This is a genomic window from Buttiauxella sp. WJP83 (assembly GCF_027594725.1).
Classification (GTDB): domain Bacteria; phylum Pseudomonadota; class Gammaproteobacteria; order Enterobacterales; family Enterobacteriaceae; genus Buttiauxella; species Buttiauxella selenatireducens.
In genome coordinates this window covers 975,360-997,955 of sequence record NZ_CP110080.1, presented here as the reverse complement: position 1 = coordinate 997,955, position 22,596 = coordinate 975,360, and the positions used below count along the sequence as shown (strand labels likewise).

The following is a 22,596-nucleotide window of genomic DNA, read 5'->3' as shown; positions in this document are numbered from 1 at the left end:
TTGATTAATTAGACAAACAGAATCGAAAACTCGATGATAAAAAGCCAACACAGATCACTTTTTGCCGACCACCTTCTTTCAGGAAATGAAGATTTGCACCACTAAGGTGCATAAAAATGCATTCATGCGCATTTATAGTGCATGAAATTGAAATAATCCCACCATCTCAATGCCTTGCCGCTACCAGGCTAATATGTGAAGATTGCCGCTCACGAGGCCACCGCGCAGAACCCCATGAAGAAAGATGTGTCCGCTCAAATGCTGGGCGAGAAAATCGCTGAAACCATCCGCCAGAAAATTATCGTAGGCGAGCTCGCCCCTGGCGTGCGCTTGTCTGAAACGGCGCTCAGCGAACAGCTGGATATTTCGCGCAATACGCTACGTGAAGTGTTTCGCATGCTGACCCAGGAAGGGTTGCTGCGTTATGAACCGAACCGTGGGGTTTACGTGGCAGTGCCAGATATGGCAGCGATTTTAGATATTTACCGCATTCGGCGTCTGATTGAGTGTGATGCGCTGACGCATGCCTACCCGTTACATCCGGCGGTAGCAAAAATGGCCGCAGCCGTTGAAGAGGCGCGCGAATATCGTAAGCTCTGCAACTGGCGCAATGTCGGCACCGCGAATATGAAGTTTCATACCGCGATTGTTGAGCTGGCTGACAGCGAACGCCTGACGCGCCTGTACCGCAATATCTCCGCAGAACTGCGGCTGGTATTCGGTCATCTCAACGATCCCGAAATTCTCTACGCCCCGTATATTGAGAAAAATGCCCACATCCTTGCTCTGCTGATTGATGAGCAAAATGAAAAAGCCGCTCACACCATGATGGAGTATCTTGAGCTATCCGAGCGTACGGTACTGGCGGCCTGGTCCAGGCACCAACAATCATCCTGATGAATAGCTAACAATCACGTGCATTTTTTCAACCTTTAGTTTAGCATTTGCTTAATTAAGAGAATGCTAAACTAAACCTATGAATCCCGAACTGTTAAAACTTCAGGCCAGTGCGACCGATGCCGCAAAGTTACTCAAAGCAATGAGTAACGCCAATCGGCTGCTGATCCTCTGCATGTTGCTCGATTCCCCCGGTACCGGTGCGGGCGAACTGGCTGCGGCAACGGGCCTGAGCCCTTCAGCCACTTCTCAGCATCTTACCCGCATGCGCAATGAAGGCCTGCTCGACAGTACCCGCGAAGCGCAGCGCATTCTTTACTTCATTAAAAGTGATGCCATTCGGGAAATTATCGGCACGCTTAAAGCCATTTATTGTCCGTGAGGAACCGCATGACTATTCAGACTATTTCCCCTGCCGAAGCCAAAGCCCTGGTCGCCAAAGGCGCTGCGTTGATTGATATCCGCGAGCGCGACGAATATGCGCGCGAGAATATTGCCGAGGCACATTTACTGTCGCTTTCTGCCATCGAAAATGGCGACAGACTTGGCCCGTTTGATCCCTTCGATACGGTCATTTTTTATTGCCAGTCCGGCATGCGCACCGCTCAAAATGCGCAGAAGCTGGCAGATGCGGTGGCTCCAGCCAAAGTCTTGCTGATTGAAGGCGGATTAACGGCGTGGAAGAAAGATGGCCAGGAAATACTCGCGGATAAATCGCAGCCTTTGCCGTTAATGCGCCAGGTGCAGATAGCCGCAGGGACATTGATTCTCGCAGGGGTGATTCTCGGTTTTGCTCTTCACCCTGGCTTCTTTTTACTGTCGGGATTTGTGGGTGCAGGTTTGTTGTTTGCAGGTATCAGCGGTTTTTGCGGCATGGCTCGCTTGCTCGCAATGATGCCGTGGAATAAGCACTAAGAGCCTACCCCATTAAACTCAACTCTCAAATATAAAACCAGCCGCTTTGGACTATGGTTAACGGTATACGTTGTGTCGATTAAACGAGGTTAATTATGTTCAAAGCTGGCGATTTGGTGCAACCCAAGCAAGGTGGCCCGAAATATGAAGTGCTGGATGTTCAGGGAGATACACTTTTCTGTACCCCGCGGAATATTTTGAGCGGTGAAAAAGTCACGCTAAAAGCGGAAGACGTGACTTTGTATAAAGAAGACGACGATTTTGGCGTGTGCTAGTGGCATTATGTGCAGGCGGGCGAGCTTTCACCCGCCTGAAACTGACACGTTCAATCAGTACCCTCTTTCATATCCGGCAAAAAAACATTTCACTGCGGTGTCAGCATTCACCTCTTTGAAAAAATCGGCGACCAACTCTTTATCGAGGTTGTAGCGACGCGTCAAAACGCCTGCTTCCCACGCTGCACGTTGGCGGTCACCGGTTTGCTCCGAAATGCGATGGCTAAACCCCAGAACAAAGCCACGTTTATAGTCCGAACAGAAGCGAGTCACCCTGGTGACACTGTCAGCTTCACGGGCTTTTAGCCCTGCCATCAATCCCTTACCAAAATGGTTATCCACTTGAATGCTCCCGTTTGCCCACTCGTTATATAATTAATTATATAACGAAAATTCACATGCTGAATAGCCCAAAAAATAGCAGACAGCGGTGAAAATATAACCATATGATTTACAACTGAAAATTAATAGCAAAACGACAAAATCAGGAAACTCTGTCTGTTCTGTCTCATTTAGCGGATTTTATTGACAAAATGTCAGTAAATAAAAATTTATCACTAATTGTCGAATTTCAAGCAGCGATATAATCTAGTCGAACAAAATTAAACCATTTGTTAGCACTGCCATTAGCACTTTAGGGTAGTGCATCTCTCTAATTTTCATACGGAGTCGGAATAATGTTTTCTCCTGAGTCACGCTTGCGCCACGCAGTTGCAGATACTTTTGCAATGGTGGTGTATTGCTCGGTTGTAAACATGATGATAGAGATTTTCCTCTCTGGCATGAGCTTTGAACAGTCACTCTCTTCACGTCTGGTGGCTATTCCGGTCAACATATTGATTGCCTGGCCTTACGGTTTCTATCGCGACGCGTTCATGCGTTTCACTAAACGTTATAGCCAGTCTAACTGGGCTAAAAATCTTGCGGATGTACTGGCTTACGTGACTTTCCAGTCGCCGGTATACGTCGCCATTTTGTGGTCGGTCGGTGCGGACTGGAACCAGATAGCGGCTGCGGTTAGCTCGAATATTATTGTGTCGATGCTGATGGGCGCTGCGTATGGCTATTTTCTGGATTATTGCCGCCGCCTGTTCCGTATCAGCGGTTACCGGAATGCGAAAGCTGGGGTTTAAGCACGCTCAAGGGTGTTAGCGTTGCGCCATAACGTGCAACAACGCCGGTTTCGATTAATGCTCGCCAAACAAACCAGACAAATAACGTTCCAGTGCAATGCGTGAACTAAAGCCGTGCGGAATCCCATAGTGCTGATGAATTTCGCCAGCCAGGTAGAGTGGAAACTGTTGGTAATGATCGCAAGTTTTAACGTCCGTCGCTGGTTCTGCCAGGGTTTGGCTTCGTTCTTTTAGCGTCGGGTGAATGATAAGCGCAGTTCGTCCCATGCGCGCTTCACGATTGACATACACGTAATTTTCGCCACGGCGATATCCGTACGTTTTGGGTGTGACAACATCCATGGTAAAACCGGCTTTTTCAAGGACGCGGGCCACCTCATCGGGTCGTAAATACATATTTTTTCCTCATCATCTTTTATTGCAGCGCAACCTTACAATATCCAGCATTAGCAACGCTTTCAGATTAGTCCATAAAGACCACGAAAGAGAGTGTACGCCCTCATGACTAAATATTATGGTCTACACTTAGTTGTACATCGCAAAAAGGGAGAAACTAATGTTTAACCGCGTAAATCGAAATGATGTAGACGAAGGCGTTGATGATATTAACCGTGACGTGAACCAACTGGCTGACACCCTGGAAGAGGTTCTCAAATCGTTCGGTAGCGATGTTAAAGAAGAAGGGGAAGCCGCCCGCAAAAAAGCGGAATCTCTATTGAAAGAGACGCGTGCTCGCCTTCAGGGTCGCACACGAGTAAAACAAGCCGCTTGTGATGCGATCGGTTGCGCTGATACTTATGTGCGCGACAAACCCTGGCAGAGCGTAGGTATTAGCGCCGCCATGGGTATCTTCATCGGGGCTTTACTAGCGTCCCGACGTTAGTCATAAAAGCGTAGTGATAATAAATATGCGTCTAACCCCGGAAACCTTTCCGGGGTTTTTATTTTCCGTCCTTAGCTGATCGCATCACGCAATTGCTTCGCGGCCTGTCGCGCGAGTGATGGCGAAGTCAGATTAGTAAAACTCATCAAGATTCCACCTTCCCCTTTTGACACCATACGCCAGTCACTTAATGCCTGCACCGCTAGCCCCGCTTCGCGCGCTTTAGCCACCCATTCGCGCTCATCACCACGGACACGCATCACCAGTTGAATGCCTCCAGCTTGCGGTACGACATCGAACCCTTGCTCTCGCAGCGCCTGCTCCAGCCATACGCGTCGCTCGCTGTAGCACAAACGCATTTTTTTCAGATGTCGCCAAAAGTGGCCCTCGCGAAGAAAATCGGCAATGGTTTGCTGAATCAGTAACGGGGCGGTGCAAGGTAAGAAATGCGTATGCTGTGAGAATGCCTCGACCTGCTGTTGCGGCACCACCAACCAGGCTACGCGCAATGCCGGAAACAGTGATTTGCTGAATGTTCCGGCGTAGATCACGCGTTGCGGACCATCGAGGCTTTTAATCGGGGGTAAGGGTTTCCCGTGGTAGCGAAACTCACTGTCGTAATCGTCTTCAATCACCCAGCTTTGGTTGGCCGCCGCCCAGTCGAGTAGTTGATGGCGGCGGGTCAGCGACAACGCTACGCCAAGCGGGCTTTGGTGCGCGGGTGTAAGTAGCGCAAAACGAGCGTCAGGGAAATGGTCTATCCCGTATTCAATTTGCATCCCTTCGCCATCGACGGGAACGGGATGCAACGCCATTCCTGCTTCGTCGAAAACTGGGCGCACATAGCGGTAGCCGGGATCTTCCAGCCATATTCCATCCCCTGGTTTTGCCAGCGTATGCACCACCAGCCGCATCGCAGCCTGAAAACCGGCGGTGATAAATATCTGCTCTGGCTGGCAGTCAATACTGCGTGAAAAACGTAAATAGTCGGCAATGGCCTGGCGCAGTGTCGATTCGCCGTTGGCTTCGGGCATGACCAGGTCATAGCGGGTTTGCAGACGCAGACGCCGCCCCATCACCCGCGCCCACAACCCTCGCGGAAAAGCATCCAGCGCGGGCAGCCCCATTTGAAACGGACGCGGCGCACCTTGTGGTTGGCTCAATGCATTCGCCACGTTATTTGCCCCCGATGTGACGGAAGGACTGACAAACGTTCCAGCCTGGCCGCGCCTTTCCAGCCAGCCTTGTGCTACCAGTTCTCCATAGGCGTTTTCCACTGTCGCCCGTGCTACACCGAGTTCCAGCGCCATGGTGCGGCTTGATGGCAAACGGCTCCCAGCCACCAGCTCACCGTCACTGATTGCCTGTTTGAGTTGCCTGGCGATTTGTTGATAACGCGGGATAGCGTGGTGAGCACTGACCACGAGTTCATTCGACTTTGCCATTATGGCCTGCTTTTTAAGTTAATTTATGGCTCTCTTTAGTAGTCCATCATAGTGCTAAATTGTCCACACACCAACATGAGGAACAACACCATGATCGAATTACGCCAGCCCTACTTTGACCTTTCCCCAGCAGTATTTAAGCCAATGCTTCAGGCGCTGAAAGGCCTGGAATCCAGCTCACTGGGTTCAACCATGATTGAATTGGTTTTCCTGCGTGTCTCGCAAATTAACGGCTGCGCCTATTGCCTGGAAATGCACTCAAAAGCCTTACGCAAAGATGGCGTTGACCAGACCAAACTGGATGCACTTGCAGGCTGGAAAGTGAGTCATCACTTCAGCGACAAAGAGCGCGCCGCACTCGCCTGGGCTGAAGCCGTCACACTCATTACCGAAGGTGGCGCCGAAGATGCGGTGTACCAGCCGTTGCTGCAATTCTTTACCGCCCAGGAAATTAGCGATTTGACGTTTACCGCCAGCCTGATGAATGCGTTTAATCGTCTGGCGATCAGTATGCGGATGTAGTTTGTTTTCCCTTATCCCTAAGGGCTGTCTCTTAGTCACATCGTTGAGACCAGGATGGGATGTTTATGCCAGAAACGGTGAAGGTTCCGTTCACCCAAAGTTCTCAGTTATATGAGGTCACCGAACCGGTGAACGACTTAGGGTGGCCACCGTCGCCACCCTAAGAACCCGGACTCCCGGCAAATAAATCGCCGCTGCGCGGTAAACACCGTTTTTCACCCAACATTCGCGGTCGTTCGCGATTCGTTCCCGACGATCGCTCTCTTTCGCCGCTCCCGGCGGCTCAACCCCGACTGAAGGGCAAAAAACGGTGCGATTTAAGCCGGAATCAAAGTCAACGTCAAAACCTAAGGTCAAAAGCCGAAGCGGTTTTGACCTTGTTCCCGGTATAAATTGCCCCAGTGTTCCCCATAAGTCAGGGTGGCGTGGTCGGGAACCACGCCAGTGAGCGATCGCCGGGAGCGAATCGCGAACGACCCTGAACGTTGGGGATAAGCTGGGGTTTACCGCGAAGCGGCAATTTAAAACCGGGCGCCGAGGTCGCCAGGAGGATGGCGTAATCCTCCTGGCACGTTCACCGTTAGCAACGGTTAAAGAGATAATCTGCCGTGCGGGTGAACGGAAAACCTGAGAAGTTCATAGATCTCCCCCCTCTATTCAAAATACCATATCTTGTATGGTTGATAATTTTCATTCCCACATCTAGTATTCATATTCTCAACCTCAGAGAGAATAAGAATCATGCGCATTACCATATACACTCGAAATGACTGTGTCCAATGCCACGCCACCAAACGCGCAATCGAAAGCCGTGGGTTCACTTTTGACCTGATTAATCTCGATTTAAACCCTGAAGCGGCGGACGATTTGCGCGCGCAAGGTTATCGCCAGTTGCCGGTCGTCATTACCGATCAGGAAAGCTGGAGCGGGTTTCGCCCGGACATGATCAACCGCCTGCGCGCCCGAGTCAGCGCATGAGTCATCTCGTCTTCTTCTCGAGCTCGTCGGAAAATACCCTGCGTTTTGTTGAGCGCCTGGGACTGCCTGCGTTGCGTATCCCGCTGGAGCGAAAACAGCGGCTAGAAGTGACGGAGCCCTACATTTTGATCGTGCCGAGCTACGGCGGTGGCGGGATTGCAGGTGCCGTACCCGCACAGGTGATTCGGTTTTTAAATAATGCGACCAACCGTTCATTACTGCGGGGCGTTATCGCCAGTGGAAATCGTAACTTTGGCGAAGGTTTTTGCCGGGCGGGCGACGTGATAGCCCAAAAATGCCAGGTGCCGTATCTCTATCGTTTTGAGCTGCTCGGCACTGAACAGGACATCGAAAACGTGCGTAAGGGAGTCAAAGAATTTTGGCAACGACAGAAACTATCAGCGTAATGGCGACGGACAACGTGGATTTTCACGCGCTCAACGCCATGTTGAATCTTTATGATTCCGAGGGGCGGATCCAGTTTGAGAAAGACAAACTGGCGGTGGAGCAGTTCCATAAGCAGCATGTGCTACCCCGTTCACGCCACTTTCCCCATCAGCAGGCTCGCCTGGCGTGGCTGGTGGCAGAAGGTTATTACGACAACACCGTGCTGCAGCGTTACGAAAGCCGTTTTGTCACAGCGCTATTTGAAAAAGCCAGTAACAGCGGGTTCAAATTCCAGACGTTCCTTGGCGCATGGAAGTATTACACCAGCTATACGCTCAAATCCCGGGATGGCAAAGAGTATCTGGAACACTTCCCAGACAGAGTTTGCATGGTGGCGCTCACCCTTGCGCAAGGTGACGAGGATCTGGCAAATCGCCTGATGGATGAGATGCTCAGTGGCCGTTTCCAGCCCGCAACGCCGACTTTTTTGAACTGCGGAAAGATGCAGCGCGGCGAATTCGTCTCCTGCTTCTTGCTGCGAATCGAAGACAATATGGAATCGATTGGTCGGGCGGTAAACTCTGCACTTCAGCTCTCGAAACGCGGTGGCGGCGTGGCTTTCTTGCTCTCGAATTTACGCGAAGTCGGCGCACCGATTAAACGCATTGAAAACCAGTCATCCGGCGTGATCCCGGTGATGAAAATGCTGGAAGATGCGTTTTCTTACGCCAATCAGCTCGGTGCGCGACAGGGCGCGGGAGCCGTGTATCTTCACGCCCATCATCCCGATATTTTGCGTTTTCTCGATACCAAACGTGAAAATGCTGACGAGAAAATCCGCATTAAGTCGCTCTCGCTGGGGGTGGTGATCCCGGATATCACCTTCCAGTTGGCTAAAGATAACCATCGTATGGCGCTCTTCTCGCCATACGATGTCGAGCGTATTTACGGGAAGCCGTTTGGCGATATTGCGGTCAGCGATGTGTACCAGGAGATGTTGGCAGACGAACGCATCCGTAAGACGTTTATTAACGCGCGCGATTTCTTCCAGACCCTGGCGGAAATCCAGTTTGAGTCCGGTTATCCGTACATCATGTTTGAAGATACGGTCAACCGCGCAAACCCGATTGCCGGGCGCATTAATATGAGCAACTTGTGCTCAGAAATTTTGCAGGTGAATAGCGCTTCCACGTATGACGAAAACCTCGATTATGCGCAGGTTGGCAAAGATATCTCCTGCAACCTCGGCTCGTTAAATATCGCCCACACCATGGATTCCCCTGATTTTGGCCAGACCATAGAGACAGCGATCCGTGGGCTGACGGCGGTTTCCGATATGAGCCACATTCGCTCAGTGCCTTCCATTGAAGCCGGAAATGCCGCTTCGCACGCCATTGGCCTCGGGCAGATGAATCTGCACGGTTATCTGGCACGCGAAGGGATTGCTTATGGCTCAGCGGAAGGGCTGGATTTCACTAATTTCTATTTTTACACCGTCACCTGGCACGCCCTACGCGCATCAAATTTGCTGGCTCGGGAACGCAAACAGCGCTTTGCCGGTTTTGAACAATCACGTTATGCGAATGGGGAGTACTTCCGCCAATATCTGCAAGAAAGCTGGCAGCCGAAAACCGAAAAAGTGCGCGAGTTGTTCGCCAGTGCGGGTATCGATATTCCAACACGCGAACAGTGGCAGCAGTTGCGCGACGATGTCATGGAGTTCGGTCTGTATAACCAAAATTTGCAGGCTATTCCGCCGACCGGATCGATTTCTTATATCAATCACGCGACGTCGAGTATTCACCCGATTGTTTCGCGCATTGAGATCCGCAAAGAGGGAAAAACCGGACGCGTTTATTATCCGGCTCCGTTTATGACCAACGACAATCTGGAGTTTTACCAGGACGCCTACGACATAGGCCCGGAAAAAATCATCGACACTTACGCGCAAGCCACACGTCATGTCGATCAAGGGCTGTCGCTGACACTCTTTTTCCGCGATACCGCAACGACTCGCGATATTAACAAAGCGCAGATTTACGCCTGGAAAAAAGGCATCAAAACGCTCTATTACATTCGCTTGCGCCAGATGGCGCTGGAAGGCACCGAAGTTCAGGGCTGCGTTTCCTGCGCTTTATAAGGAGAGAACATGACTGAGTTAAGTCGCGTAAGTGCCATCAACTGGAATAAAATCGAGGATGAGAAAGACCTCGAAGTGTGGAACCGTCTGACCAGTAACTTCTGGCTTCCCGAGAAAGTGCCCTTGTCCAACGACATTCCGGCCTGGCAGACGCTGACGCATGACGAACAGCAGCTCACCATTCGTGTGTTTACCGGGTTGACGTTGCTGGACACCATCCAGAATACCGTTGGGGCACCCGTGTTGATGGCGGATGCGATAACACCCCATGAAGAAGCGGTGCTGTCGAATGTGAGCTTTATGGAGGCGGTACATGCCCGCTCATACAGTTCGATTTTCTCAACACTTTGCCAGACCAAAGATGTGGATGCCGCCTACGACTGGAGCGAGGAAAATGCGCCGTTGCAACGCAAGGCGCAAATCATCCTTGCGCATTATCACGCTAATGACCCGCTTAAGAAGAAAATTGCCAGCGTATTTTTGGAGTCCTTTTTATTTTATTCAGGTTTTTATTTACCGATGTATTGGTCAAGTCGCGGCAAATTGACTAATACGGCAGATCTTATCCGCCTGATTATTCGTGACGAGGCGGTGCACGGCTATTACATCGGATATAAGTTCCAGAAAGTGCTGGCCCAGCAAAGTCTGGAACGCCAGGCCGAGTTGCAGAATTTCGCCTTCGAGTTGTTGATGGATCTTTATGATAATGAAGTGGAATATACCGATGCGCTGTACGGCGATGTTGGCTGGCAGGAAGAGGTGAAGGCGTTCCTCTGTTATAACGCCAATAAAGCGTTGATGAACCTGGGCTACAACGCGCTGTTCCCGCCTGAAATGAGTGAGGTGAACCCAGCGATACTCGCCGCACTTTCGCCAAACGCTGACGAAAACCATGACTTTTTCTCCGGTTCCGGCTCGTCATATGTGATGGGGAAAGCGGTGGAAACAGTTGACGAAGACTGGGATTTTTAATCGAGAAAATGCCAGAAATATTTTGTATATTTTTGACTGAGATATTTCCTATCAACCATACAAAATAAAACCTTACATTTTAGCCTGAATATCGCCCCATTCAGGCTTATTACCCTCCTCGTTACAAAAAATATCATCTTTCTCTGAATTGCTCTCAGCCCTTTACTCATGGGAAATGTCGGCCACATCGCTGGCACGGATATTGGATATATCGGAAATGGAGGGTTGTCTCAGATTCTGAGTATGTTAGGGTATATGCAGTGAATATTTCCATCAGGAATTGTGTATAAATATATAAATACAGGAATAACTTTATTGCATGGCAATTAAACTTGAAGTGAAGAATTTATATAAGGTATTTGGTGAGCATCCACAGCGCGCATTCAAATATATCGAAAAGGGCATTTCAAAAGCTGAATTACTGGAGAAAACAGGGCTGTCGCTTGGCGTGAAAGACGCCAGTCTGGCAATTGAAGAAGGCGAGATTTTTGTCATCATGGGGCTATCCGGTTCGGGTAAATCTACCATGGTTCGCCTTCTCAATCGCCTGATTGAACCAACCCGTGGACAGGTACTGATTGACGGTGTCGATATCGCCAAAATATCAGACGCGGAACTCCGTGAAGTACGCAAAAATAAGATCTCCATGGTATTCCAGTCCTTTGCTCTGATGCCTCATATGACGGTGCTAAATAATACCGCTTTCGGTATGGAATTAGCCGGTATTCCGTTAAAAGAACGTCAGGAAAAAGCGCTTGATGCATTGCGTCAGGTTGGGCTTGAAAATTATGCCCACGCTTATCCTGATGAGCTTTCTGGCGGTATGCGTCAGCGTGTTGGTTTGGCCCGTGCTTTGGCAATTAATCCAGATATATTATTGATGGATGAAGCCTTCTCTGCCCTCGATCCATTAATTCGTACTGAGATGCAGGATGAGTTAATTAAATTGCAGGCGAAGCATCAACGTACCATTGTATTTATTTCCCACGATTTGGATGAAGCCATGCGTATTGGCGACCGTATTGCCATTATGCAAGGTGGTGAAGTTGTGCAAGTCGGTACACCGGATGAAATTTTAAATAATCCGGCGAATGATTATGTGCGCACCTTCTTCCGCGGTGTGGATATTAGCCAGGTGTTTAGCGCGAAAGATATTGCCCGTCGTAACCCGGCTGGCCTGCTGCGTAAAACCGCCGGTTTTGGTCCGCGCTCGGCACTCAAACTGCTGCAAGATGAAGACCGTGAATTCGGTTATGTCATTGAACGTGGCCAGAAATTCCTCGGGATTGTCTCGACTGATTCACTGAAAGCCGCACTCGCTGCGGGCCAGGGTCTGGACAATGCTTACCTCGAAACGCCAGCGGCCGTTTCCGCTGATACGTCACTGAGCGATCTTCTCACCCATGTAGGCCAGGCACCGTGTGCGGTTCCGGTTGTTGGGGAAGAGAGTCAGTACGTGGGCATTATCTCGAAAGGGGTTCTGCTGCAGGCATTAGATCGTGAGGGGGTAAGCCAATGAGTGCATCAAATCCGTGGGATACCGGCAGTGCTGCTGCCGACGCAACAACCAATCAGGCCGCAGCATCTGCAGATGCATGGGGAAGCCAGGCGGCTTCAACACCGGCTGCAAGTAGTGGTGCAGACTGGCTGAATGCAGCCCCGGCACCCGCACCTGAACATTTTAATATTCTGGATCCGTTTCATAAGACACTGATCCCACTCGATAGCTGGGTGACACACGGTATCGACTGGGTGGTGACACACTTCCGCCCCGTGTTCCAGGGGATTCGTGTGCCGGTGGACTACATCCTCAGTGGCTTCCAGCACTTCTTGCTGGGAATGCCTGCGCCTGTGGCAATCATCCTGTTCGCGCTGATTGCGTGGCAGATGTCCAGCCTGGGAATGGGGATTGCGACGTTAGTTTCGTTAGTGGCCATTGGCGCGATTGGCGCGTGGTCGCAAGCGATGGTGACGCTGGCGTTGGTGCTGACCGCCCTGCTGTTCTGCATGATTATTGGTTTGCCGCTCGGCATATGGCTTGCCAGAAGCGAGCGCGCCGCGAAGGTAATCCGTCCGCTGTTAGATGCCATGCAGACCACTCCGGCGTTTGTTTATCTGGTGCCGATCGTGATGCTGTTCGGTATCGGTAACGTACCGGGTGTCGTGGTGACGATTATTTTTGCCCTGCCACCGATTGTGCGCCTGACGATTCTGGGGATTAAGCAGGTTCCGGAAGATTTGATTGAAGCGTCACGTTCGTTTGGCGCCAGCCCGCGCCAGATGCTGTTTAAAGTTCAGTTGCCGCTGGCGATGCCAACCATTATGGCGGGCGTAAACCAGACGCTGATGCTGGCACTTTCAATGGTCGTTATCGCGTCAATGATTGCCGTCGGTGGTCTCGGACAGATGGTACTGCGCGGTATTGGCCGCCTCGATATGGGTCTTGCGACCGTCGGCGGTGTCGGGATCGTTATCCTGGCCATTATTCTCGACCGTTTAACTCAGTCCATTGGCCGCGATTCGCGCAGCCGTGGCAATCGCCGCTGGTACAACACCGGCCCAATTGGTCTTTTGACCCGTCCCTTCATCAAATAAGCATGCTGGCGGCATTCGTGCCGCCTCACGCCCCATCACCATTAAAAAGGAATAACGATGCGACACACGACGATTATCGCTACAGCCCTTGCCACCCTCGTAACCACCAGTTCTTTTGCCGCTGATTTGCCGGGTAAAGGCATTACGGTTCAGCCTGCACAAAGCACCATCTCAGAAGAATCATTCCAGACTTTACTGGTAAGCCGTGGCCTGGAAAAACTGGGTTATACCGTTAACAAACCCAGTGAAGTGGATTACAACGTGGCTTACACCTCGATGGCCGCGGGCGATACCACGTTCATCGCCACTAACTGGAAACCGCTGCATGACGATATGTTTGAAGCCGCAGGCGGTGATAAGAAATTCTACCGTGAAGGGACCTACGTTCAGGGTGCCGCGCAGGGTTATCTGATTGATAAGAAAACGGCTGAGCAATACAAAATTACCAATATCGCGCAGCTAAAAGATCCGAAGATCGCCAAATTGTTTGATACCAACGGCGACGGTAAGGCTGACCTGACAGGCTGCACGCCAGGCTGGGGCTGCGAAGCCGTGATCAATCACCAGATTGGTGCTTATGGCCTGACCAATACCGTGGAGCATAATCAGGGTAACTACTCGGCAATGATTGCCGACACCATTACGCGCCATAAAGAAGGCAAACCGATTCTTTACTACACCTGGACGCCATATTGGGTGAGTGATGTGATGGTTCCAGGTAAAGATGTGGTGTGGCTGCAAGTGCCGTTCTCGTCTATGCCTGGCAAACAAAAAGAGGTGGATACCAAGCTGCCAAATGGCGCTAATTATGGCTTCCCGGTGAACACCATGCATATCGTGGCAAACAAAGCCTGGGCGGAGAAAAACCCGCAGGCGGCAAAACTGTTTAGCCTGATGAGGCTGCCACTGGCGGATATCAACGCGGAGAATGCGATGATGCACAATGGTAAAGCGTCAGAAGCGGATATTCAGGGTCACGTTGATGGCTGGATTAAAGCGCACCAGGCTGAGTTTGATGGCTGGGTGAATGAAGCGTTAGCCGCTAAGTAATTACGTTAAGAGCGCCCTCATCCCGACCTTCTCCCCCAGGAGAAGGGGAAAACCGTACAGTCCCCTCTCCTGGGGGAGAGGGTTAGGGTGAGGGCTTGCCCAACTAAAACAAACCGCACAATCCGACTCCTGCCTTCACTATTTTTCGCTATGATTCCGGTTCTTACATCACAAAACGAAGAACCAGAATGAAAAACTCCACTCAAGGACTGAGCCCCGCTCTGATCGTCCTGATGTCTCTCGCCACGGGTTTAGCCGTTGCCAGCAACTACTACGCACAACCCCTGCTCGACACCATTGCTCATGCCTTTTCCCTTTCGATTAACCAGGCCGGATTTATCGTTACCGCCGCACAGTTAGGCTACGCCGTCGGTTTACTGTTCCTGGTTCCGCTGGGTGATATATTTGAACGCCGCGGACTCATTGTCTTTATGACGCTGCTGGCTGCCGGAGGCATGGTGATTGTGGCGCTCAGCCAGACGCTGTGGATGATGATTCTGGGCACCGCACTCACCGGGTTGTTCTCGGTCGTGGCACAAATCCTTGTCCCGTTAGCCGCAACGCTTGCTGAGCCAGAAAAACGAGGCAAAGTCGTCGGCACCATTATGAGCGGGTTGCTGCTGGGAATTTTGCTGGCACGTACTGTGGCCGGGCTACTGGCAGGCCTGGGCGGATGGCGTACCGTTTATTGGGTCGCGAGCGTATTGATGGTCGTGATGGCGCTGGCATTGTGGCGTGGTTTGCCGAAAGTGAAGTCCGAGACTCATTTAAATTATCCGCAATTGCTCTCTTCAGTATTCAGCCTGTTTATCAAAAATCCGCTGCTGCGTACCCGCGCGCTGCTCGGCTGCCTGACTTTTGCCAACTTCAGCATTCTCTGGACGTCGATGGCATTCCTGCTGGCATCACCGCCGTTTAACTTCTCGGAAGGGGTGATTGGTTTGTTTGGCCTCGCCGGTGCAGCAGGAGCATTGGGGGCACGTCCCGCAGGCGGATTTGCCGATAAAGGTAAAGCCCATCTCACGACCACCATCGGATTGGTACTGTTGCTTCTGTCGTGGATCGCCACCGCAATGGGCCAGTATTCCGTTATCGCGCTCATCATTGGGATACTGGTACTCGATTTAACCGTTCAGGGTGTGCATATCACCAACCAAACGGTTATCTATCGCATGATGCCGGATGCGCGAAATCGTCTGACTGCCGGTTATATGACCAGCTATTTCATTGGGGGTGCTGCGGGCTCTGTTATTTCAGCCAGCGCATATCAGCACGCTGGATGGTTTGGTGTGTGCGCAGCAGGTGCCATTGTAGCCCTACTAAATTTAGTAGTGTGGTGGCGTGGTTATCACCGCCAACCGTGATGTGACTACTCCTGTAAAACCACTGAGAATAATTTGGGGTATTAAGGGTCGTACCAGTCTGTTAAGGTTATCCCTGTTGGTTCATTCGAGTGACATTACCGTCAGTTATATATAAATATTTAATATGGATAGTCCTGAAACAGTTCAATTAGAAAATCATCAAAACGATGCGACCCTGGCTGAAGGATTAAAAGACAGTATACCTATTGTCATCAGCTATATCCCGGTAGCCTTTGCGTTCGGACTTAATGCCACCAAGTTAGGATTTACCCCGCTCGAAAGTCTATTTTTCTCCTGCATTATTTATGCTGGTGCCAGCCAGTTTGTTATTACGGCTTTACTGGCGGCTGGCAGCTCTTTATGGGTTGCCGCCTTTACGGTTATGGCAATGGATGTGCGCCACGTCTTATATGGCCCTTCCCTGCGTCAACGAATCACTCGCCGGTTGAGTAAACCCAAAACCGCGCTTTGGGCATTCGGCCTGACCGATGAGGTTTTTGCCGCCGCCACGGCGAAACTGGTCCGCGATAACCGCCGCTGGAGCGAAAACTGGATGATCGGTATCGCCTTCAGCTCGTGGTTCTCATGGGTTTTAGGGACCGCGCTGGGTTCATGGTCGGGTAATGGCTTGCTGGATAATCTGCCTGCCGTTGAAGCCGCGTTAGGGTTTATGTTGCCTGCTCTGTTCATGAGTTTTCTATTGGCGTCGTTCCAGCGGAAACAATCCTGGACGGTGACCGCATCGCTTGCGGGGGCACTGTTGGGCGTAACGCTTGTGTCCATTCCTGTGGCCATTCTCGCGGGGATAGTCTGCGGATGCCTGGCAGCTTTGGTGCAGGCGTTTTATCAAGGAGAACCCGGATGAGTACACAAGTGCTTTTACTGGGTCTGCTGGTCGGGCTTGCCAACTATCTGTTTCGATATTTGCCTCTGCGCATCAGGGCAAATACCACTCGTCCGGCCAAACGAGGGGCGACGGGCGTGCTGCTCGACAGTATCGGAATTGCATCAATCTGCGCGTTGTTGGCGGTTTCGAGCGTGCCGGAGATCATGCACGACGCGCAACGTCTGGTCCCAACGTTGATGGGCTTTATTATTCTCGGGCTGAGCTTTTATAAGACTCGTAGCATCATCATCCCGACTCTATTAAGTGCTCTGGGTTATGGATTAACCTGGAAACTCATGATGGTGATATCAATCTGACGAATAAAAAAACGTATAAACAATACATTTACTTTATTTGTCACCATCGTTACTATATCGACCGCAACTAATGAGGTTATGCCAAAATGGATAGTTCGTTTACGCCCATTGAACAAATGCTAAAATTTCGCGCCAAACGCTACGAGGATTTCCCATACCAGGAAATTCTGCTGACACGCCTGTGCATGCATATGCAAGGCAAGCTTTTGGAAAACCGCAATAAAATGCTGAAAGCTCAGGGGATTAACGAGACGCTATTTATGGCGTTGATCACTCTTGAATCGCAGGAAAATCATAGTATCCAGCCTTCAGAGTTAAGTTGTGCGTTAGGTTCATCTCGTACCAATGCAACCCGAATTGCCGATGAATTGGAAAAGCGTGGCTGGATTGAACGTCGTGAAAGCGATAACGATCGCCGCTGTCTGCATCTGCATTTGACCGAAAAAGGTCATGAATTCTTGCGTCAGGTATTACCACCGCAGCACCACTGCTTGCACGAACTGTGGTCCTCGCTGAGTGGTTCGGAAAAAGAGCAACTGGAAGACATTACCCGCAAATTGCTCACCCGCCTTGATGAAATGGATGAAAACCAGACTGTACTCGAAGCCGTGCGTTAAGAGCTGTCTGCGCGTTCTATCGTAGTGCCCCAAAGAAAAAATACTGACAGGCCAGCAACTCACCTTGCTGGCCTGTCGGATCTAACAGGTCGGCTCAGCCGATCACTATAATAAAAAAGTGTGGAGATAAGCATGAGCGCACATGCGGAGACTCAAACCCCGCAACAACCGGGCAATAAAAAAGGCAAACGTAAAGGTGCCTTGCTTATATTGACCCTGTTGTTTGTAATTATTGCTGTGGCATATGGGATTTATTGGTTTCTAGTGTTACGTCACTACGAAAATACGGATGATGCGTATGTGGCCGGTAATCAGGTGCAGATAATGGCCCAGGTTTCCGGAAGCGTAACCAAGGTTTGGGCAGATAATACCGACTTCGTTAAACAGGGCGATGTTTTGGTCACTCTGGACCAGGCTGACGCTGAGCAAGCTTTTGAACAAGCACAAACGGTGCTGGCTTCAAGCGTACGCCAGACGCGTCAGTTAATGATTAACAGTAAGCAATATCAGGCCAATATTGAGCTGCAAAAGACCTCTCTTGCTCAGGCTCAAAGTGACCTTAATCGCCGCGTGCCGTTGGGTAATGCTAACCTGATTGGCCGCGAAGAATTGCAACATGCCCGAGATGCCGTCGCATCGGCTCAAGCGCAACTGGATGTTGCCATTCAACAATATAATGCCAACCAGGCCATGATCCTCGGAACAAAACTCGAAGAGCAGCCAAGTGTAAAACAAGCGGCTGCCGAGTTGCGTAACGCCTGGATGGCACTGCAACGGACTAAGATTGTCAGCCCAATGACCGGCTATGTTTCACGCCGTGTGGTGCAAGTGGGTGCGCAGATTAGCCCAACGACTCCGCTGATGGCTATCGTGCCTGCAAATGGCTTGTGGGTTGATGCGAACTTCAAAGAGACGCAGCTTGCCCATATGCGTATTGGCCAACCGGCGACGGTCGTCAGTGATATCTACGGCGACAAAGTTGAATACACCGGTAAAGTTGTGGGCCTCGATATGGGTACAGGGAGCGCGTTCTCACTGCTGCCTGCACAAAACGCGACGGGTAACTGGATCAAAGTTGTTCAGCGCTTGCCGGTACGTATTGAACTGGATGCTAAGCAGCTTGAACAACATCCGCTGCGTATTGGGCTGTCCACGTTAGTGACGGTAGATACCAGTAACCGTGATGGCAGTATGTTGGCAAATGAAACGCGTAGCTCTCCAGTGTATGAAAGCAACGCGCGCGAGCTGAATCTTGCGCCCGCCAACGCGCTTATCAATAACATCATCCAGGCCAATGCGGGTTAACAAAGCGGAGCTTGTATGAAACAGCAAAAACCGCTGACGCCGCTTGAAGGTGCGCCACTGGTCATCATGACCATCGCCTTGTCATTGGCGACCTTTATGCAGGTGCTGGACTCCACCATTGCCAACGTGGCAATACCGACGATCGCCGGGAACCTTGGCTCATCACTGAGCCAGGGGACATGGGTGATTACGTCGTTTGGGGTGGCAAATGCCATCTCAATTCCAATCACCGGGTGGCTGGCAAAGCGCCTTGGTGAAGTGAAGTTGTTCATGTGGTCGACGATTCTGTTCGTACTGGCTTCATGGGCTTGCGGCGTCTCTAAAAGCCTGGAGATGCTGATTTTCTTCCGCGTTATCCAGGGGATCGTCGCCGGACCTCTGATCCCACTCTCACAGAGTCTACTGCTCAATAACTACCCCCCTGCGAAGCGAAGTATTGCGCTGGCGCTGTGGTCTATGACGGTTATTGTGGCGCCCATCTGCGGGCCTATTCTCGGCGGCTATATCAGTGATAACTATCACTGGGGCTGGATCTTCTTTATCAACGTGCCAATCGGTGCAGTGGTGGTGTTGCTGACACTGCAAACGCTGCGTGGCCGTGAGACCAGAACCGAGAACCGCCGTATCGACGCCATCGGGCTTGCCTTGCTGGTTGTCGGGATTGGTAGCCTGCAGATCATGCTCGACCGAGGTAAAGAGCTGGATTGGTTTAACTCAACGGAAGTCATCGTTTTGACCATCGTCGCGGTGGTGGCGATTAGCTTCTTGATTGTGTGGGAGCTAACCGACGATAACCCCATCGTTGATCTGTCGTTGTTTAAGTCGCGAAACTTTACCATCGGCTGTCTGTGTATCAGTCTTGCCTACATGCTCTACTTCGGCGCAATTGTTTTGCTACCGCAGCTATTGCAGGAGGTATATGGCTATACGGCAACCTGGGCGGGCCTGGCATCCGCACCAGTAGGGGTCATTCCGGTATTGTTATCGCCGATTATCGGGCGCTTTGCTCATAAGCTCGATATGCGACGGTTAGTGACGTTCAGCTTTATTATGTATGCGGTGTGCTTCTACTGGCGCGCATATACCTTCGAACCGGGAATGGATTTTGGCGCATCGGCCTGGCCGCAGTTTATTCAGGGCTTCGCCGTGGCATGCTTCTTTATGCCACTGACGACCATTACGCTTTCCGGGCTTCCACCAGAACGTATGGCGGCCGCGTCGAGTTTGTCGAACTTCACGCGAACCCTTGCAGGTTCGATTGGTACGTCAATCACCACGACGCTTTGGACTAACCGCGAAGCCATGCACCATTCACAGCTAACGGAGTCCGTTTCGCCATTTAACCCGAACGCACAACAGATGTATTCGCAACTGGAAAATCTGGGAATGTCGCCGCAACAAGCCTCAGGCTATATTGCACAGCAGATTACCAATCAGGGACTGATTATTTCAGCCAATGAGATTTTCTGGATTTCAGCGGGAATATTTATTCTGCTTCTGGGGCTGGTTTGGTTTGCCAAACCACCGTTTGGTGCCGGTGGTGGCGGCGGTGGAGCGCACTAAGTCAGGAAGACAAAAGGGGCCGATTGGCCCCTTTTTCTTGGCTTTTCCCGTCAGCTGTCCGATCAAATAAAAAGGGCCAATCAATATTGGCCCTCCAAATCAATCACGGAATAGTCACAGCTAGATGTGCAGTTCCTGAAGCTTCTCTTTCGGCAGCGCCAATTCTTCATTGCTGTTAACGCTAACACCATGCTCAAGGATGTGGCGCGCGATATCCTGCGCTTCTTGCAGCGAGTGCATGTGGTAAGTCCCACATTGGTAAACGTTCAACTCAGGGATCTGATTTTGCTCTTTCACCTTCAACACATCTTCCATTGCCGCTTTCCATGCATCAGCAACACGAGACTCTTCTGGCTCGCCAATCAGGCTCATGTAGAAACCTGTGCGACAACCCATCGGTGAAATATCGATTATCTCTACGCCATTCCCATTCAGGTGATCGCGCATAAAACCAGCAAACAGGTGTTCAAGTGTATGAATCCCTTTTTCTGGCATCACTTCCTTGTTCGGGATGCAAAAACGCAGATCAAATACAGTGATAGTATCGCCATGGGGCGTATGCATTGTTTTGGCCACACGCACTGCTGGCGCGCCCATGCGGGTATGGTCAACTGTAAAGCTATCCAACAACGGCATCTGATCACCTCCGATAAGTGATTTTTTTAAAAATAAAATGAACCATTCTTTCCTGGGCGACTCTGAGTATATGAAAGACGCGCATTTATTATCATCATCCCTGATTCAGAGATGTATATTTTGGCCACATTGATTGTGGCCTTTTTCTTTTGTGCTAAGAGTGGCTTGCGAGCCAAACGTCGAACGGCTCAGTGTCTATAGCTTCGATTTCCCGCTGACGTTGCCACGAAGCATCATGCTCCTTCTGCAAGTCATCTTCGGTCAAAATCTCTAACGGCTCTTGTATCAGCATCTGACGATATTTCTCTGCTAACGCAAGCCCTGTACCGCCAATGCCATTATCAATCATAGACCGAAGAATTCGCGCTGAGTACGTTAATTCCGGATTGTCGAAACTGGCGACCAATTGGTCACACACATCCTGATAATCGGTATTTCCTGCAATGCCATCCAGCGTTTCAGCAACACGACGCAAATCAGTGAACAAATCTTTCCCCACTTTTGCTAACGGGTACTGCGCCGTCTCACAACCCATACCCAGCGTCAGGCCTGGCTTACGCCCTTCCAGAATCACACGATTCCAGTTTTTGCGGGTGCAAAGCAATTCATCACTGCTCATTTCAGGAGCGTCAGCAAGCACACACCAAATCATGAACAGGTCGAGGAAACGGACTTGCTGCTCATCAACACCGACCGGTGAGAACGGATTGATATCGAGTGAACGCACTTCGATATATTCAATCCCACCGCGCATCAGGGCATCAGAAGGCGACTCCCCTTCCGCTGTGACGCGTTTAGGACGAATCGGGGCGTAGAGTTCATTTTCAATTTGCAGCACGTTGGTGTTGATTTGCAGACGCTTACCGTCTTTCTCAACACCCATCTTCGCATACTCTTCCGATGGCGTTTTAATGGCACGTTTTAATCCGGCGACGTAAGTTTCCAGATCGTTAAACGTAATGCCTAGATTGCTCTGGGATTTATTGGTGTAACCCAAGTCACTCAGACGCAATGAAGTTGCGTATGGCAGGTAATTCATACCGCATTCGGTTTTTTCGAACGGCAGCGTGCTTTCTTTCCCTTGCAGGAAAGATGAGCAGATAGCTGGTGAAGCACCGAACAAATACGGGATAACCCAGCCAAATCGGTAATAGTTACGAATAAGACGGAAGTAACCCGCAGAAATCGCTTCTTTACCGCTCAGTGCATCTTCAACACCCAGACGCGCCTGCCAAAACTCCAGCGGCAGCGAAAAGTTGTAGTGCACGCCAGAAATGGTTTGCATCAACGCGCCGTAGCGATTTTTCAATCCTTCACGGTATAGCGTTTTAAAACGCCCGTTGTTGGATGAACCGTACTGCGCCAACTCAATATTCTGACCATCGTCGATATAACACGGCATGCTTAGAGGCCACATGCGCTCTTCACCCAAATTACGGGCAACATGGCGATGGATATCGCGCATGAATGTCAGCATGTGGTCAATGTCGCCATCAACCGGAGTGATAAACTCAAGCAACGCTTCAGCGAAATCAGTTGTTATCCACTTGTGTGCCAACGCTGAACCAAGGTGTTCAGGATGACCTGTTGTCGCCAACTGACCATCTGGCGTGACTCGTAGCGTTTCACGCTCAAGACCACGACGAATACCTTTTACTGCCTGAGGATGCTGTTCCAGCCAGGCTAGCGCCTGTGATACGTTCGGGATCAAATTGA

General features: G+C 50.7%; 25 protein-coding genes. 20 read left to right on the top strand and 5 right to left on the bottom strand.

Annotation, left to right across the window (positions count from 1 at the left end; translation table 11 throughout):
• The first annotated feature begins 234 nt into the window (after positions 1-234).
• The 4 genes from OH773_RS04620 (at position 235) to OH773_RS04605 (ending at position 2,087) form a co-directional block, all read left to right on the top strand.
• Positions 235-897, top strand: a complete 663-nt coding sequence (locus OH773_RS04620) for a GntR family transcriptional regulator (protein WP_270145677.1) — start codon at positions 235-237, stop codon at positions 895-897.
• 79 nt (positions 898-976) lie between these two features.
• A complete protein-coding gene (locus tag OH773_RS04615; protein WP_270143443.1) occupies positions 977-1,279 on the top strand; it encodes an ArsR/SmtB family transcription factor in 303 nt (100 codons plus the stop codon).
• A gap of 8 nt (positions 1,280-1,287) precedes the next feature.
• A complete protein-coding gene (locus tag OH773_RS04610) occupies positions 1,288-1,812 on the top strand; it encodes a rhodanese family protein (protein WP_270143441.1) in 525 nt (174 codons plus the stop codon).
• 95 nt (positions 1,813-1,907) lie between these two features.
• Positions 1,908-2,087, top strand: a complete 180-nt coding sequence (locus OH773_RS04605; RefSeq protein WP_183270385.1) for a hypothetical protein — start codon at positions 1,908-1,910, stop codon at positions 2,085-2,087.
• A 54-nt stretch (positions 2,088-2,141) separates the two neighbouring features.
• Here OH773_RS04605 and OH773_RS04600 read toward each other — a convergent pair whose 3' ends face one another.
• Positions 2,142-2,429: a DUF2623 family protein gene (locus OH773_RS04600; protein WP_064513252.1), complete on the bottom strand. Its 288-nt coding sequence runs from the start codon at positions 2,427-2,429 to the stop codon at positions 2,142-2,144.
• Positions 2,430-2,764: 335 nt separating this feature from the next.
• Between OH773_RS04600 and alaE the strand changes: the two genes are divergently transcribed.
• Complete coding sequence (gene alaE / locus OH773_RS04595; RefSeq protein ID WP_270143437.1) at positions 2,765-3,220, top strand: L-alanine exporter AlaE; 456 nt, start codon at positions 2,765-2,767, stop codon at positions 3,218-3,220.
• A 54-nt stretch (positions 3,221-3,274) separates the two neighbouring features.
• Here alaE and OH773_RS04590 read toward each other — a convergent pair whose 3' ends face one another.
• Entirely contained in the window at positions 3,275-3,616 is a 342-nt protein-coding gene (locus OH773_RS04590) for a DUF2002 family protein (protein WP_183270387.1), read from the bottom strand.
• 160 nt (positions 3,617-3,776) lie between these two features.
• On the opposite strand from OH773_RS04590, the gene OH773_RS04585 reads away from it, so the two are divergent.
• Positions 3,777-4,103 carry a DUF883 family protein gene (locus tag OH773_RS04585; protein WP_270143434.1) on the top strand — a complete coding sequence of 109 codons (327 nt, stop codon included), beginning with the start codon at positions 3,777-3,779 and terminating at the stop codon, positions 4,101-4,103.
• 71 nt (positions 4,104-4,174) lie between these two features.
• Here OH773_RS04585 and pdxR read toward each other — a convergent pair whose 3' ends face one another.
• Positions 4,175-5,506, bottom strand: coding sequence for a MocR-like pyridoxine biosynthesis transcription factor PdxR (pdxR, locus tag OH773_RS04580; protein WP_270145674.1), 1,332 nt, complete (start codon positions 5,504-5,506; stop codon positions 4,175-4,177).
• A 132-nt stretch (positions 5,507-5,638) separates the two neighbouring features.
• On the opposite strand from pdxR, the gene OH773_RS04575 reads away from it, so the two are divergent.
• The 14 genes from OH773_RS04575 (at position 5,639) to emrB (ending at position 20,244) form a co-directional block, all read left to right on the top strand.
• Positions 5,639-6,070, top strand: coding sequence for a carboxymuconolactone decarboxylase family protein (locus OH773_RS04575; protein ID WP_183270389.1), 432 nt, complete (start codon positions 5,639-5,641; stop codon positions 6,068-6,070).
• Between the two features lie 741 nt (positions 6,071-6,811).
• Complete coding sequence (nrdH, locus tag OH773_RS04570) at positions 6,812-7,048, top strand: glutaredoxin-like protein NrdH (RefSeq protein WP_270143431.1); 237 nt, start codon at positions 6,812-6,814, stop codon at positions 7,046-7,048.
• Positions 7,045-7,455, top strand: coding sequence for a class Ib ribonucleoside-diphosphate reductase assembly flavoprotein NrdI (gene nrdI / locus OH773_RS04565; protein ID WP_270143429.1), 411 nt, complete (start codon positions 7,045-7,047; stop codon positions 7,453-7,455). The genes nrdH and nrdI overlap by 4 nt, the downstream gene beginning before the upstream one ends.
• Positions 7,455-9,575, top strand: coding sequence for a class 1b ribonucleoside-diphosphate reductase subunit alpha (gene nrdE / locus OH773_RS04560; protein WP_442865670.1), 2,121 nt, complete (start codon positions 7,455-7,457; stop codon positions 9,573-9,575). Before nrdI ends, nrdE begins: the two co-directional genes overlap by 1 nt.
• A 9-nt stretch (positions 9,576-9,584) precedes the next feature.
• Complete coding sequence (nrdF, locus tag OH773_RS04555) at positions 9,585-10,547, top strand: class 1b ribonucleoside-diphosphate reductase subunit beta (protein ID WP_270143425.1); 963 nt, start codon at positions 9,585-9,587, stop codon at positions 10,545-10,547.
• Positions 10,548-10,866: 319 nt separating this feature from the next.
• Positions 10,867-12,066, top strand: coding sequence for a glycine betaine/L-proline ABC transporter ATP-binding protein ProV (gene proV / locus OH773_RS04550; protein WP_270143423.1), 1,200 nt, complete (start codon positions 10,867-10,869; stop codon positions 12,064-12,066).
• Positions 12,063-13,142 carry a glycine betaine/L-proline ABC transporter permease ProW gene (gene proW / locus OH773_RS04545; RefSeq protein WP_270143421.1) on the top strand — a complete coding sequence of 360 codons (1,080 nt, stop codon included), beginning with the start codon at positions 12,063-12,065 and terminating at the stop codon, positions 13,140-13,142. The genes proV and proW overlap by 4 nt, the downstream gene beginning before the upstream one ends.
• A gap of 57 nt (positions 13,143-13,199) precedes the next feature.
• Positions 13,200-14,192, top strand: a complete 993-nt coding sequence (gene proX, locus OH773_RS04540) for a glycine betaine/L-proline ABC transporter substrate-binding protein ProX (protein WP_270143419.1) — start codon at positions 13,200-13,202, stop codon at positions 14,190-14,192.
• Between the two features lie 188 nt (positions 14,193-14,380).
• Positions 14,381-15,556, top strand: coding sequence for an MFS transporter (locus OH773_RS04535; protein ID WP_270143417.1), 1,176 nt, complete (start codon positions 14,381-14,383; stop codon positions 15,554-15,556).
• A gap of 124 nt (positions 15,557-15,680) precedes the next feature.
• On the top strand, positions 15,681-16,421 hold the full coding sequence (locus tag OH773_RS04530) for an AzlC family ABC transporter permease (protein WP_270143415.1): 741 nt from the start codon (positions 15,681-15,683) through the stop codon (positions 16,419-16,421).
• On the top strand, positions 16,418-16,759 hold the full coding sequence (ygaH, locus tag OH773_RS04525) for an L-valine transporter subunit YgaH (RefSeq protein WP_270143413.1): 342 nt from the start codon (positions 16,418-16,420) through the stop codon (positions 16,757-16,759). The genes OH773_RS04530 and ygaH overlap by 4 nt, the downstream gene beginning before the upstream one ends.
• 86 nt (positions 16,760-16,845) lie before the next feature.
• Positions 16,846-17,376: a transcriptional repressor MprA gene (gene mprA, locus OH773_RS04520; RefSeq protein ID WP_183270400.1), complete on the top strand. Its 531-nt coding sequence runs from the start codon at positions 16,846-16,848 to the stop codon at positions 17,374-17,376.
• A gap of 132 nt (positions 17,377-17,508) precedes the next feature.
• Positions 17,509-18,681, top strand: coding sequence for a multidrug efflux MFS transporter periplasmic adaptor subunit EmrA (gene emrA, locus OH773_RS04515; RefSeq protein WP_270143409.1), 1,173 nt, complete (start codon positions 17,509-17,511; stop codon positions 18,679-18,681).
• A 15-nt stretch (positions 18,682-18,696) separates the two neighbouring features.
• Positions 18,697-20,244: a multidrug efflux MFS transporter permease subunit EmrB gene (emrB, locus tag OH773_RS04510; protein WP_270143407.1), complete on the top strand. Its 1,548-nt coding sequence runs from the start codon at positions 18,697-18,699 to the stop codon at positions 20,242-20,244.
• A gap of 120 nt (positions 20,245-20,364) precedes the next feature.
• On the opposite strand, the gene luxS is transcribed toward emrB, so the two are convergent.
• The gene (gene luxS / locus OH773_RS04505; protein WP_270143405.1) at positions 20,365-20,880 is read right to left on the bottom strand and encodes an S-ribosylhomocysteine lyase; all 516 of its coding nucleotides are present in this window, start codon (positions 20,878-20,880) and stop codon (positions 20,365-20,367) included.
• A gap of 154 nt (positions 20,881-21,034) precedes the next feature.
• Positions 21,035-22,591: a glutamate--cysteine ligase gene (gshA, locus tag OH773_RS04500; protein ID WP_270143403.1), complete on the bottom strand. Its 1,557-nt coding sequence runs from the start codon at positions 22,589-22,591 to the stop codon at positions 21,035-21,037.
• Positions 22,592-22,596 lie beyond the last annotated feature (5 nt).